12 protein-coding genes are annotated in these 12,590 nt (G+C 64.2%); 9 read left to right on the top strand and 3 right to left on the bottom strand.

Features of this window, described 5'->3' with window-relative positions; all coding sequences use genetic code 11:
- Positions 1–35: 35 nt before the first annotated feature.
- From BN2154_RS05220 to BN2154_RS05195, 6 genes are all read left to right on the top strand, one after another.
- Positions 36–1,352 (top strand): 2-hydroxyacyl-CoA dehydratase, encoded by a 1,317-nt coding sequence (locus tag BN2154_RS05220; protein WP_050617820.1) that lies wholly within the window; start codon positions 36–38, stop codon positions 1,350–1,352.
- Positions 1,349–1,906: a GNAT family N-acetyltransferase gene (locus BN2154_RS05215; protein WP_050617819.1), complete on the top strand. Its 558-nt coding sequence runs from the start codon at positions 1,349–1,351 to the stop codon at positions 1,904–1,906. The genes BN2154_RS05220 and BN2154_RS05215 overlap by 4 nt, the downstream gene beginning before the upstream one ends.
- Positions 1,907–1,910: 4 nt before the next feature.
- A complete protein-coding gene (locus BN2154_RS05210) occupies positions 1,911–2,714 on the top strand; it encodes a hypothetical protein (protein ID WP_050617818.1) in 804 nt (267 codons plus the stop codon).
- An 80-nt stretch (positions 2,715–2,794) separates the two neighbouring features.
- Positions 2,795–4,135, top strand: a complete 1,341-nt coding sequence (locus tag BN2154_RS05205) for an MATE family efflux transporter (protein ID WP_050617817.1) — start codon at positions 2,795–2,797, stop codon at positions 4,133–4,135.
- A gap of 135 nt (positions 4,136–4,270) precedes the next feature.
- Positions 4,271–5,209, top strand: a complete 939-nt coding sequence (locus BN2154_RS05200; protein WP_050617816.1) for a hypothetical protein — start codon at positions 4,271–4,273, stop codon at positions 5,207–5,209.
- 97 nt (positions 5,210–5,306) lie between these two features.
- On the top strand, positions 5,307–5,519 hold the full coding sequence (locus BN2154_RS05195) for a hypothetical protein (protein ID WP_238073530.1): 213 nt from the start codon (positions 5,307–5,309) through the stop codon (positions 5,517–5,519).
- A gap of 52 nt (positions 5,520–5,571) precedes the next feature.
- On the opposite strand, the gene BN2154_RS05190 is transcribed toward BN2154_RS05195, so the two are convergent.
- Positions 5,572–6,696, bottom strand: coding sequence for an aldo/keto reductase (locus BN2154_RS05190; RefSeq protein WP_050617815.1), 1,125 nt, complete (start codon positions 6,694–6,696; stop codon positions 5,572–5,574).
- Between the two features lie 102 nt (positions 6,697–6,798).
- On the opposite strand from BN2154_RS05190, the gene BN2154_RS05185 reads away from it, so the two are divergent.
- The 3 genes from BN2154_RS05185 to ppk1 are packed head-to-tail and all read left to right on the top strand — an operon-like array spanning position 6,799 to position 10,132.
- Positions 6,799–7,086 carry a hypothetical protein gene (locus tag BN2154_RS05185; RefSeq protein ID WP_050617814.1) on the top strand — a complete coding sequence of 96 codons (288 nt, stop codon included), beginning with the start codon at positions 6,799–6,801 and terminating at the stop codon, positions 7,084–7,086.
- On the top strand, positions 7,044–7,979 hold the full coding sequence (locus BN2154_RS05180) for a Ppx/GppA phosphatase family protein (protein WP_238073528.1): 936 nt from the start codon (positions 7,044–7,046) through the stop codon (positions 7,977–7,979). The genes BN2154_RS05185 and BN2154_RS05180 overlap by 43 nt, the downstream gene beginning before the upstream one ends.
- 5 nt (positions 7,980–7,984) lie before the next feature.
- Positions 7,985–10,132, top strand: a complete 2,148-nt coding sequence (ppk1, locus tag BN2154_RS05175) for a polyphosphate kinase 1 (RefSeq protein ID WP_050617813.1) — start codon at positions 7,985–7,987, stop codon at positions 10,130–10,132.
- Between the two features lie 51 nt (positions 10,133–10,183).
- On the opposite strand, the gene BN2154_RS05170 is transcribed toward ppk1, so the two are convergent.
- Together BN2154_RS05170 and BN2154_RS05165 are read right to left on the bottom strand one after the other, a co-directional pair.
- Positions 10,184–11,035: a patatin-like phospholipase family protein gene (locus BN2154_RS05170; RefSeq protein WP_050617812.1), complete on the bottom strand. Its 852-nt coding sequence runs from the start codon at positions 11,033–11,035 to the stop codon at positions 10,184–10,186.
- Between the two features lie 315 nt (positions 11,036–11,350).
- Positions 11,351–12,574 carry an aspartate kinase gene (locus tag BN2154_RS05165; protein WP_050617811.1) on the bottom strand — a complete coding sequence of 408 codons (1,224 nt, stop codon included), beginning with the start codon at positions 12,572–12,574 and terminating at the stop codon, positions 11,351–11,353.
- Between the last annotated feature and the right edge of the window lie 16 nt (positions 12,575–12,590).

Below are 12,590 nucleotides of genomic sequence, written 5' to 3'. Positions count from 1 at the left end.
ATCTCGATACGCGCAGACGAAAGGATCAACGTGTTATGGCAGAATTAGTCTACGACAATACCGGCCGCCTCCTGTTCACCAAGGAGATGAAGGAGGAGTACACCCTGCTGGTGCCCCAGATGCTCCCCATGCACTTCGCCATGCTGGTGCGGGTCATCCAGACCATGGGCTACAAGGTGGAGATGCTCAACACCTCCGGCAAGAGCATCCTGGACTATGGACAGAAATACGTCCACAACGACGCCTGCTTCCCCGCCATCCTGGTCATCGGCCAGCTCATCGACGCGGTGAAAAGCGGCAAGTACGACCCCCACAAGGTCGCCCTGGTCATCACCCAGACCGGCGGCGGCTGCCGGGCCTCCAACTACATCCACATGCTCCGCAAGGCGCTGGAGAAGGCCGATCTGGCCTTCGTCCCCGTCATCTCGGTGAATCTGTCCGGCCTGGAGAAAAACCCCGGCTTCTCCCTCACCCTGCCCTTCATCCGCAAGGCCCTTTACGCCGTATTCTACGGCGATCTTCTGATGAACGTCTCCAACCAGGTCCGTCCCTACGAGGTAAACCCCGGCGACACCGACCGGGCCATCCGCGTGTGCATGGACTTCCTGCTGGACGATATGGGCCGGGGCAAGGGCATGAGCTACAAGTCCATGATCGCCAACTTCGACCGCATCATCGACCGCTTCCAGGCCATCCCGGTGGCCGGCGAGCCCAAGGTCCGGGTGGGCGTGGTGGGTGAGATCTACGTCAAGTATTCCCCCCTGGGCAACAACAATCTGGAGCAGTTCCTCCTCTCAGAGGGAGCCGAGCCGGTGGTGCCCGGCCTCACCGACTTCGTCATCTTCAAGATCTATAACCGGGACGTGGATGTGGACATCTACGGCGGCAGGTGGATCAAGCAGAAGTTCTGCCAGATCTTCGCCGGCTACATTAAGAAGTACCAGCGGGCCATGATCGACGCCCTCAACCGTTCCGGCCGCTTCCGAGCGCCCGGCGACTTCGACGAGCTGCACCACTACATCAAGGGCTATCTGGGGGACGGCAACAAGATGGGCGAGGGCTGGCTCCTCACCGCTGAAATGTTGGAGCTCATCCACACCGGGGTGCCCAACATCGTCTGCACCCAGCCCTTCGGCTGCCTGCCCAACCACATCGTGGGTAAGGGGATGATCCGCAAGCTGAAAGACGACTACCCCAACTCCAACATCGTGGCCATCGACTACGACCCCGGCGCCACCAAGATCAACCAGGAAAACCGCATCAAGCTGATGCTGGCCAACGCCCGGGCCCTGGCCAAGGGGGAAGGCTCCGCTGCGCCCGCTCCGGCGGAGCAGGCGCCCGCCGCCGTATGAGCGCGCTTGCTTTTGTGGACGCCTGCTCCGACGAGCACTTCCGGGCCATGAGCCTCATTCACGCCCTCGGCTGGCGGGATACGTATCGGGGCTATGTGCCCGACGACTACATGGACCGGGAGATCACCGACGACCGCTGGGTCCCATACTTCCGGGAGGATTACCAGACCGGCCGGTGCCGCGGCCTGCTGCTCTATCGGGACGGGGAGCCGGTGTCCTGCGTCAACTATGGTCCCGCCCGGGTGGAAAACTACAACGCCGGTTCGGCGTGCACCTTTGATTCCCGGGGCTATGAGGGCTGGGGAGAGATCATCTCCTTTTACACCCACCCGGCGGAGCGGGGCAAGGGCTACGGCGGAAGGCTCTTTGAAGAGGCCCTGGCTCGGCTGCGGACAGCCGGGCATCAAAACGCCTTCGTCCTCGTGCTGCGGGAAAACGCCAAGGCCCGCCGGTTCTATGCCGCCCATGGCTTCGCCTGGGACGGCACCCACACCGACATTCCCTTTCCTCCGGACGCCGTTTGCGTGGATCTGCGCTATGTAAAGGAGCTGTGATGGTATGAAACGGCTGGTTTGGGTCCTGACCCTGCTGCTCCTGCTGACCGCCTGCAAGAGCGGGGGCGAAACCGCCGCCTCCCCCTCCTCCCCGCCGGCCCCCACGGCCTCATTCACACCGGAGCCCACCTCCGATCCGGACGCCCCCTGGTGGGAGCGTCTGACCGCGGGTGACCTGCCCACCGCCCTGGCCGCGGCGGAGGACCTGTCGGGGACCGGGGAGCAGTGTTTCATGCTGGGTCATCTCAAAGACCCGGACATCTCCCTTTACGGCGTGGCCGGGGAGGACGTGGTCCTGCTGCGCCGCGGGGAGACCCTGGCCGCCTTTGAGCAGGTCTACCGGGCCCAGCCCCAGGCCGTCCTGCCCGAGTTGTGGTGGATGGACCTGGACGGCGACGGGGCGGAGGAGCTGGCCGTCCGCTACCTCCGCGACGCCGACGAGGACCACCTGGTCTATGACCTGCACATCTATGCCTGGGACGGTCAGCGCTGGTCCGACTGCGCCGTCACCAAAGACGCCTGCGCCGACCGGGTGCTGAGTCAGGTGGAAGTCCGGAGGGAAAACGGCTCCGTCACCCTGTCCTACGGCCGGACCAGCGCCGTATACCAACTGCCTCAGGGCTCCGGCGCCGGGCGGCTGGTTTTGGACAGCGGCTTCTTTCGCTGCCAGGACGGCGTATTTACCGTGGTCCTGGGGGCCCGGGTGGACCAGCTCTCCCACTTTGCCAACGTCCTGGCCGACATCGACTACGCGGGCGGCTCCTTCACTCTGCGCAATCTCCGGGTGGAGCCCACTATGGGAGTCTGAGCCCGTCCCTTTCTCCCACTCCAACCCCGGCAAGGGCGGCGCGGCCGCCCTTGCCTTTTATCCAACGGAGGAGGTGCGCCATGGAAGAAAATAAAATGGGCGTGATGCCGGTGCGGCCTCTGCTCCTCCACATGGCCTGGCCCATGATGCTCTCCATGCTCATCCAGGCCCTGTATAACATGGTGGACTCCATGTTCGTCTCCCGGCTCAACCGGGAGGCCTTCGAGGCCCTCTCCCTGTCCTATCCCGTGCAGATGTTCATGGTGGCCGTCTGTGTGGGCACCGGCGTGGGGGTCAACGCCCTGCTCTCCCGCCGCCTGGGGCAGCAGGACCCGGAGGGCGCCAACGCCGTGGCCATGAACGGCGTGTTTGTCTATCTGCTGTCCTGGCTGTTCTTCCTGTTTTTCGGGCTGTTCCTGACCCGCCCCTTTTTTGGCTTTTTTACCGACAGCGCCGCTGTGGCCGGCTACGGGGCACGCTATCTCTCCCTCGTCACCGGCTGCTCCATCGGCATGACCATGCAGTTTGTCACCGAGCGTATCCTCCTGGCCAGCGGCGACCCGGTAGGCCCCATGGTCATCCAGGGGGTGGGGGCGGTAGTCAACCTGATCTTCGACCCCCTGCTCATCTTTGGCCCGGGCCCCTTCCCCGCCCTGGGCGTGGCGGGTGCCGCCGCCGCCACCGTCATGGGCCAACTCACCGGCATGACCGTGGGCTTCGTCCTGGTGGCCCGGTGCCGGACGGTCGCCCTCTCCCCCAAGGGCTTCCGGCCCCAGAAAGAGGTGATCGCCGAGCTCTACCGCATCGGCCTGCCCGCCATCGTCATGCAGTCCCTGGCCACCTTCATGACCCTGGGGCTCAACAAGATCATGGCCCTGTTCTCCTCCTCCGCCGTCTTTATCCTGGGGGCCTACTTCAAGATCCAGTCCTTCATCTTCATGCCGGTCCACGGCCTGAACAACGGCATGATCCCAGTGGTGGGCTACAACTACGGGGCCAGGCACCGGGCGCGCATCACCGGCCTGACCCGCTTCGCCCTGTGCATCGCCGTGGTCATTATGGCTGCGGGGACCCTGCTCCTGCTGTGCCTGCCCGGGTTCTTTCTGGCGCTTTTCAACGCCGAGCCGGAGGTGCTGGCCGCCGGCGTACCCGCCCTGCGGATGATCGCCCTGTCCTTCCCCTTCGCAGGCGTCTCCATCGTGCTGTGCGCCGTGCTTCAGGCGGTGGGAGAGTCCCTGCGCAGCCTGGCAGTCTCCCTCGCCCGGCAGATCCTCCTGGTCCTCCCCGCCGCTCTGGCCCTGGGGCTGCTGGCCCCGGAGCGCATGTGGCTGTGCTTCCTCCTGTCCGAGCTGCTCTCCTGCGGGCTGGCCCTGCTGCTCTACCGGCAGATCTGCCGGCAGAAGCTATCCCGTCTCTCGTAACTGTGAACAGGATGTAAATCCGTTTTTTCTTCATCCTTTTTCACCTGTTTGTAGTTGTCTTCTGCCTCTAAAACGGGTATAATCGGGTATCACCCAAACAAACATCCGTCTCCGATTTGAAGGGAGGACCCTCCCATGAAAAAGTTTGCGCTGCTGTGTGCTGCGCTTTTTGTCCTGTCCGGCTGCACCGGAAATACGGAGACCGGGTCCCCCAGCCCGGAGGGCGGTTCGCCCGGCCCCGTCTCCAGCCAGCCGCTGGTCAGCACCACCCCCGCCGTCCCCGACAGCCCTGCGCCCGAGGTTACGCCCATACCCACACCCTCGGTGCCTGCAGAGCCGACGCCCACCCTTGCGCCCACCGATACCTCCGGGGGCTGGGATGGGGACCTGGGCACCCTGACCCTGGCCGACTTCCCTACCGCGCTGTCCGACGGCGCCGCCGTGGCCCAGGGGACCGAGCCCCTCTACCTGGTGGCCCAGCTCCCCGAGGCCGACACCTGGCTCTACGGCCTGAACCCCGCCAAAGCCAATACCCTCATCCTGCGGGTGGGGGAAAAGTGGGAGCACTTCGATCTCAACTGGCTCACGCCCGGGGTCATCCTTCCCCGTATGGCCTACGGCGACTTTGACGCCGACATGGACCTGGAGCTGGCCCTCATCCTATCGGTGGGCTCGGGTACCGGAGTGTCCGTGGAGGAGCTGCACATCATCGAGTTCGGCGACAGCGGCGTGTGGACCGACAACTACTTTGCCCCCGACGACTACCGGGCCATTTTGGACCAGTCGGTGGAATACCTGTATGATGAGCCCTCCCGCACCCTCACCGTTCAGGCGGAGGGCGGCTCCGTGTCCTATGCCGTCCCCGAGGAGCAGACCTATACCGGCCCCTGCGGCTTTGGCGCTGTCGTCTCCTTCCTGACAGAGGGCGACGCCCTGGGCGCGGTCTTCGGCGCGGCCTATATCCCCAACGCCAGCCCCGGAAACAGCCAATACATCGCCCAGATCCAGGCCGATGTGGTCTACACCGGCGCCGCCTTCGGCCTAGCCAACCTCCAGGCCGTACCTTACGATTGATTGCATCCGGAAAAGCGCAGTGGAATGAATTTCCACTGCGCTTTTAGGCCGGTTGGGGCAAACTGATCTCATCCGATTTGGAAAGGAGAGCTTGCTCATGAACTCCCTGAATCCCCTCGCTGACCTGCCGATGGGCCTGGGCATGGCCCTGGCCCAGGACGTCCCCGCCATGGAGCGCTTTGCCCATCTCTCTCCCGATCAGCAGCGGGACGTCATCGACCAGACGCACCGCATCACCTCCAAGTCGGAGATGCAGGCCTTTGTCAGCCGGCTGGGACAGGGCGCCTCGCCCCAGGACCTGGCCCCCTGACCCGCAGCGCCCCCGGCCGGGAATGGCCGGGGGCGCTGTCTGTCTCACGCACTCAAAGCAGGCCGTCCAGCTCGGTCTGGAGCCGTTTCAGGTCCTCCCGGATGGACAGATGCTGGGGGCAGGCCGCCTCGCACCGGCCGCAGGAGAGGCAGTTTTTCCCCTTGCGCTCCTCCTCCAGATCCCTCCAGCGGGACGCGGTTTGCTTTTCGCTGCCATAGATGCCGTACTCGTTCCACAGCGTAAAATTCCGCGGGATATCCACCCCCGCCGGGCAGGGCATGCAGTACCGGCAGCCGGTGCAGCCGTTGCGGACCCTCCGGCGGTAGACGGCCGCCGCCTGCTCCACCACCGCCCGCTCCCCCTCGTCCAGGGGCCGGAAGGCGTTGAAGGTAGCCAGGTTGTCCTCCACCTGCTCCAGGGTGGACATGCCGGAGAGCACCGTCATCACATTGGGCAGGCTGGCCGCCCAGCGCAGGGCCCAGGAGGCCGCCGAGGCCCCCGGCCGGGCCCGCTGGAACAGCTCCATGGCCTCCGCCGGCGGGTTGGCCAGAGCCCCGCCCTTCACCGGCTCCATGATGACCAGCGGCACGCCCCGCTTCTCCGTGAGGGCATAGCCCCGCAGCCCCGCCTGCTCGTTGGTGTCCATGTAGTTAAGCTGGAGCTGGCACAGATCCCACTCCCGGGCGGTCAGGATCTCTTCGAACTCGTCGTAGCTGCCGTGGAAGGAAAAGCCGAACCGGCGGAACAGCCCCTGCCGCTGGAGGTCCAGGCACCAGTCCACCACCCCCTGGTCCCGCAGCAGCCGCCACCGCTCCCCGTTCAGGTTGTGGAGCAGATAGAAGTCCAGATACGTCCGGTCCAGCCGCTCCCACTGCTCGTCGAAGATCCGCCTGGCCTCGTCCAGATCGTGGACCAGCACCGTGGGCAGCTTGGAGGTCAGGTAGTAGCTCCCCCGGGGGTATTGGGCCAGCGCCCGGCTCATAAAGTTCTCGCTGGCCCCCTTGTGGTAGAAGTAAGCGGTGTCGAAGTAGTTGACCCCGCCCTCGATGGCCCGGTCCAACAGGGGCCGGGCCTGGGGCTCATCGATGGACTCATCGTCCAGAGTGGGGAAGCGCATGCAGCCGTAGCCCAGCAGGGAGGGCGCCGCCCCCAACGTTTCAATGTTCCGGTATTCCATCTCTGATCCGCTCCATATCCGTTAAAATGTGTGGTTTCTTCCCTAGTTTATCACACCGTTTTCCGTCCGTCTACATAGACTGGAGGGGCAGGGGGTGATTTTATGACGCCGTTGGAGTGCGTGAACGGAGAGGCCATGGTGCTGGCCGGAGCGGCCATCGCCATCCAGATCGCCCAGACCAGCACCGAGGCCGAGCTGCTGACCCTGGCCGCCTTCTTCACCATCCTGGGCGACAACCTGGCCATGGTGGCCACCCAGCGGGCCAACCTCTCCAGCCAGCAATGCCAGCGTCAAGATTCTGTAAATTCGTCCGATTCACGTTGCACGGAGGAGGAAAAGCGTGTAGAATGGGACAACAATATCACCACAGAAAGCGGGAATTCATCATGATGTGCGGCATTGTGGACCTGGGCTCCAACACCATCCGCCTGTCCATCTATCAGTACGAGGGGGAGCACTTCCGGCTGCTCCTGAACAAAAAGACCATGGCCGGCCTGGCGGGCTACGTCCAAGACGGGGCGCTGTCCGACGGCGGCATTCTGGTGGCCTGCCGGGTGCTGTCCAGCTACCGGGCCCTGCTGAGCAACTTCTCCGTCTCGGAGATGCACGTGTTCGCCACCGCCTCGCTGCGGAACATCTCCAACACCGGCGAGGCGGTGGAGGCCATCCGGGACGTGACCGGCGTCACCGTGGAGGTGCTGGACGGCGAGACCGAGGCCGCCCTCTCCTTTAAGGGCGCAGTGCTCCCCGGCGGCGTGCCCACCGGCCTGCTGGCCGACATCGGCGGCGGCTCGGTGGAGCTGGTGTCCTACCGGGACATGTCTATCACCTCGGCCTGCTCCCTGCCCATGGGCTCCCTGTCCCTCTATACCCGGTTCGTGGACGGCCTCTTCCCCACCCCGGAGGAGCGACGGGCCATCCGTGCCTGCGTGAGCGCCGAGCTCGACCGGGTCCGGACAGGAGGGCTGACGTGCCGGCACCTGTGCGGCGTGGGCGGCACCATCCGGGCGGTGTCCAAGCTGGCGGTGGACGTGTTCGGCAAGGACCCGGAGAGCCGTATCCTCACCGCCGACGAGATCCGCGCCCTCTATAAGCTGCTCAAGAAAGGCGGCAAGGACACCCTGCGGCAGATCCTTCACGCCGCGCCCGACCGGGTCCACACCCTCCTGCCCGGCCTGCTGCTTCTCAATGCGGTGGTCAAGGCCTACGGCGTGGAGACGGTCTCCGCCTCCTCCACCGGCGTGCGGGAAGGCTATCTCATGGACCGGGTCCTCGGGAGGTGAGGGCCATGTCTGAGCTTCCGATCATCGACACCCGCTACACCCAGGAGCGGGAGCTGTCCTGGCTGCGCTTCAACGAGCGGGTGCTGGACGAGGCCCGGGACGAGTCCGTCCCCCTGTTCGAGCGGCTCAAGTTCGCCGCCATCTTCACCAGCAACCTGGACGAGTTCTTTATGATCCGGGTGGGCTCCATCTACGACATGACCCTGGTGAAAAAGGCCCATGTGGACACCAAGAGCGGCCTGACCCCCGCCCAACAGCTCGCCGCCATCCTCGCCGCCGTTGGCCCGCTCTACAAGCAGCGGGACAAGGTGGTCAGCCAGTTGGAGACCCGCCTGCGGGCCTGCAATATCTGCGGCCTGACCATCTCTGAGCTGGACGCCAAGGAGAAAAAGCAGGTGGAGCGGTACTTTCGGGATTACATCGCCCCCGTCCTCTCCCCCCAGGTGGTGGACGCCCACCACCCCTTCCCCCACCTGCCCAGCAAGTCCCTCAACGTGGCCATGACCCTGCGCCGGGGGGAGGGGCAGTATTTCGGCATCGTGCCCATCCCCAAGAGCCTGCCCCCCTTCCTCCAGCTCAGCGAGCGGGGGCTGCGCTACCTGCTCATCGAGCAGATTGTCCAGGAGTACGCCGGAGAGATTTTTGATCAGTACCAGGTGGTGAGCAAGGCGGTGATCTCGGTCACCCGCAACGCCGATATCTCCCCGGAGGATGAGGACTACGACGTCAGCGGCGACTTCCGCCAGCACATGCGTAAGGTGCTCAAAAAGCGCGCCCGGCTGGCCCCGGTCCGGCTGGAGATCCAGGGAGCTGCCGACGAGGCGCTGCTCTCCTTCCTGTGCCAGCGGCTGAACCTGGCCCGGGAGCAGGTGTTCCGCACCAAGGCCCCCATCGACATGGGCTATGTCTACGCCTTGGAGGATAAGCTGCCCCCGGAGAGCGCCGCCGCCCTGCGCTTCGCCCCCTTCGCCCCTCGCTTCCCCATGGGCCTCAACCGGGGCGAAAAGCTCATCCCCCAGATCCTGCGGCGGGACGCCCTGCTCTACTACCCCTACCACTCCATGGACCCCTTCCTTCAGCTGGTGAAGGAGGCCGCCCACGACCCGGCGGTGCTGTCTGTCAAGATCACCATCTACCGCCTGGCCTCCAAGGCCAAGCTCATCGAATACCTGGCGGCGGCCGCCGAGAACGGCAAGGACGTGACGGTGCTGATGGAGCTGCGGGCTCGGTTCGACGAGCAGAACAACATCGCCTGGGCCGAGCGGCTGGAGGAGGCGGGCTGCACCGTTCAATACGGCTTCGAGGGGGTCAAGGTCCACTCCAAAATCTGTCTCATCACGCGCAGGGAGCGGGGCCACATCCAGCACATCACCCAGGTAGGCACCGGCAACTACAACGAAAAGACCGCCAAGCTCTATACCGACCTGAGCCTGATGACGGCCAATCCGGCCATCGGGGCGGACGCCGCCGCCTTCTTTCAAAATATGTCCACCGCCAACCTGGAGGGGGAATACCGCCACCTGCTGGTGGCCCCCAACGGCCTGAAGGATCGGCTCATCTCCCTGATCGACGGAGAAACCGCCAAGGCCAGGAGCGGCCGGGCCGCCCGCATTTTCCTCAAGTGCAACTCGGTCACCGACCGGGAGCTGATCGACAAGCTGGCCGAGGCCAGCCAGGCCGGGGTGGACATCCGAATGAACGTGCGCGGCATCTGCTGCCTGCGGCCGGGGGTGCCCGGGCTCACCGACCGCATCCGGGTCTTTTCCATCGTGGGCCGCTATCTGGAGCACGCCCGCATCTTTGCCTTCGGCGCGGGACAGGACCAGCGGGTCTACATCGGCTCGGCCGACCTGATGACCCGCAACACCGAGCGGCGGGTGGAGATCGCCTGTCCCATCCTGGACGAAGGCATCCGCCGTCAGATCGCACACTATGTGGACATCCTGTGCCGGGACACCGAAAAGGCCCGCTTCCTGGACGAGCAGGGCCACTATCACCCCGTCCCCGATGAGGGCCAGCCCCCGCTGGACGCCCAGGCCGCCCTGATGGAGGAGGCCGTCCGGCAGGAGCCGCCGGCGCTGGCGGCTTCCCCCGTCCCCGCCGCCAGACGCGGGCTTCTGGACCGCCTGTTCGGCCACCGGCGCCGCTGCTGAACACATTGAAAACCGCCGCCGGCACATGCCGGCGGCGGTTTTGGGACTGTCTCAGCCCTGCCAGAAGGCCCGGATCTCATCCAAGCGGGACAGGGTGTGGTCGTATCCGTCCTTCCACAGCTTCATGATCTTTCCCACGTCCTTTTCCGTGCGGGAGAAGCCCTGGGTGTCCTCCGGGGCGATGAGGAGCACCTTTCCCTCCTCCTCCAGGCGGAACAGCCGCTCCCGGCTGTCGTTATAGCGCTCCGCCCGGGCCTCCATGGTGTCGCAGAAGTTGGGGAACTCCGCCCGGTAGCGGGCGTTGATGGCGGGCAGAAGCTCCGGCTTGCGGCGGTAGCTCCGCTCCCGGGTGAGGATGACCACCACCCGCTCGCACCCCATCCGGAAGGCCCGGTCATAGGGGATGGCGTCCGAGGCGCCGCCGTCCAGATAGGGCCTGTTGTCCAGATAAAAAATGGGGAAGAGCAGCGGCATGGCGCAGGTGGCCTGAAGCACCAGGAACTTTTCATCCCGACGGGGCACCGGCAGATATTCCGGGCAGCCGGTGTCCAGATTGGTGACCACCGCCTCCACCTGTCCGGGATAGGCCGCGAAGGTTTCGTAATCAAAGGGGATCAGCTCGTTGGGGATGGTCTCATAGGTGAATTTCAGGCCAAAATAGCAACGGTTGTCCGGCTCAAGCAGGTTCTTGGGCCCCATATACCGCTTGTCATTGGCATAATTTGTGAGAATGTGGAGGTTGCGCCGCTTCTGTCTGGAGATATAACTCACGCCGTAGGCGATGCCCGCCGACACGCCCACGACGTAGTCAGGCATCAGGTCCCCGTCCAGCAGAGCGTCGCAGGCGCCGCTGGAAAAGATGGTCCGCAGGGCGCCGCCCTCCAGCACCAGTCCGGTTTTCATGGTATCACTCCCTTACTGGCCCTATTATAATGTGTACTGCACAAAGCTGAAAGCCTTGCCTCCCAAGGCTTTCAAGGCCAATTGGCTTATGCGGCAGTGGCCGCACGAATAAACTGCCTGGCAGTTTATTCTGTAGACATTATTATATACCGTCCAGGGAAAAAAGAAAAGGGTCAGCCCAAAAGTTGGCCGTCCAAATACAGTTGTGCGTGCTGACATGACCCCCTCATTGGTGGGGCCAATTAGGGGTGGACCCTACAAGGAGGCCGGGGCATTTGCCCCGGCCTTTTCTTGGTATGCGTACGAACCGCCGCATTACAGGTTGCCGTACTCCTCGAAGAAGCGGTCGTGAATGACCTGGACGGCGTTGTCGGCGTCGCTTTTGTCCACCAGGACAGAGACCTTGATCTCGCTGGTGGAAATCATGTGGATGTTGATGCCGGCGTTGAAGAGGGCCTCAAACATCAGGGAGGCCACGCCGGGGTTGTTGATCATGCCGGCGCCCACGATGGAGACCTTAGCGATGTCGTCGGTGACGTCGATGTGGTCGAAGCCCAGGGCATCCTTCATCTTCTCCATGGCCTCCCGCGCCTTGTCCATGTCGGAGTGGGTAACGGTGAAGCTGATGTCCTTGGTGTCGTTGCGGCCAATGGACTGGAGGATGATGTCCACGTTGATCTTGTGCCGGGCCAGAGTGGAGAAGATGCGGAAGGCGGTGCCGGGCTTATCCGGCAGGCCCACCAGGGCCAGACGGGCAATATTTTTATCCTTGGCTACGCCGCTCACATAGGGCTTTTCCATGGTTTTTGCAACCTCCTTGACTTTGGTTCCGGGCTGGCCGGAAAAGCTGGAGAGGACCTCCAGATTGACATTATACCTCTTGGCCATTTCCACCGAGCGGTTGTGGAGCACCTGGGCGCCCAGGGTGGCCAGCTCCAGCATCTCGTCATAAGTGATCTCGTCCAGCTTTCTGGCCCCCTTCACACAGCGGGGATCGGCGGTGAATACGCCGTCCACGTCGGTGTAGATCTGGCACAGATCCGCATGGAGCACGGCGGCCAGAGCCACGGCGGAGGTGTCCGAGCCGCCCCGGCCCAGGGTGGTGATGTCGTCGTACTTGTTGATGCCCTGGAAGCCGGTGACAATGACGATCTTTTTCTTGTCCAGCTCGGCCAGCACCCGCTCGGTCCGCAGGGTCTTGATGCGGGCGTTGGAGTAGGAGGAGTTGGTGCGGAAGCCCGCCTGCCAGCCGGTGAGGGAGACCACCGGATAGCCCATGGCCTCGATGGCCATGGCACACAGGGAGCAGGAGATCTGCTCGCCGGTGGACAGCAGCATGTCCATCTCACGTTGGGAGGCCCTTGGATTGATCTCCGCGGCCTTGGCGATGAGATCGTCGGTGGTGTCGCCCTGGGCGGAAAGGACCACCACCACGTTATGTCCGCGGCGGTAGGTCTCGGTGATGATGCGGGCCACGTTGCGGATGCGGTCGGAGTCCGCCACCGAGGTCCCGCCGAACTTCTGTACAATGAGTCCCATGTATATGTACCCCCTA

This window comes from Intestinimonas massiliensis (ex Afouda et al. 2020) (genome assembly GCF_001244995.1).
Lineage (GTDB): Bacteria > Bacillota > Clostridia > Oscillospirales > Oscillospiraceae > Intestinimonas > Intestinimonas massiliensis.
Note: the sequence above shows the minus strand (reverse complement) of the source record. Positions and strands in the feature narration are given on the sequence as shown.

Coding starts and splice junctions, on each gene's coding strand:
- BN2154_RS05200 (WP_050617816.1), top strand. CDS start 4,271: ATGAAAAAGTTTGCGCTGCTGTGTGCTGCGCTTTTTGTCCTGTCCGGC.
- BN2154_RS05165 (WP_050617811.1), bottom strand. CDS start 12,574: ATGGGACTCATTGTACAGAAGTTCGGCGGGACCTCGGTGGCGGACTCC.
- BN2154_RS05215 (WP_050617819.1), top strand. CDS start 1,349: ATGAGCGCGCTTGCTTTTGTGGACGCCTGCTCCGACGAGCACTTCCGG.
- BN2154_RS05205 (WP_050617817.1), top strand. CDS start 2,795: ATGGAAGAAAATAAAATGGGCGTGATGCCGGTGCGGCCTCTGCTCCTC.
- BN2154_RS05220 (WP_050617820.1), top strand. CDS start 36: ATGGCAGAATTAGTCTACGACAATACCGGCCGCCTCCTGTTCACCAAG.
- BN2154_RS05210 (WP_050617818.1), top strand. CDS start 1,911: ATGAAACGGCTGGTTTGGGTCCTGACCCTGCTGCTCCTGCTGACCGCC.
- BN2154_RS05185 (WP_050617814.1), top strand. CDS start 6,799: ATGACGCCGTTGGAGTGCGTGAACGGAGAGGCCATGGTGCTGGCCGGA.
- BN2154_RS05180 (WP_238073528.1), top strand. CDS start 7,044: ATGGGACAACAATATCACCACAGAAAGCGGGAATTCATCATGATGTGC.
- BN2154_RS05190 (WP_050617815.1), bottom strand. CDS start 6,696: ATGGAATACCGGAACATTGAAACGTTGGGGGCGGCGCCCTCCCTGCTG.
- BN2154_RS05170 (WP_050617812.1), bottom strand. CDS start 11,035: ATGAAAACCGGACTGGTGCTGGAGGGCGGCGCCCTGCGGACCATCTTT.
- BN2154_RS05195 (WP_238073530.1), top strand. CDS start 5,307: ATGAACTCCCTGAATCCCCTCGCTGACCTGCCGATGGGCCTGGGCATG.
- ppk1 (WP_050617813.1), top strand. CDS start 7,985: ATGTCTGAGCTTCCGATCATCGACACCCGCTACACCCAGGAGCGGGAG.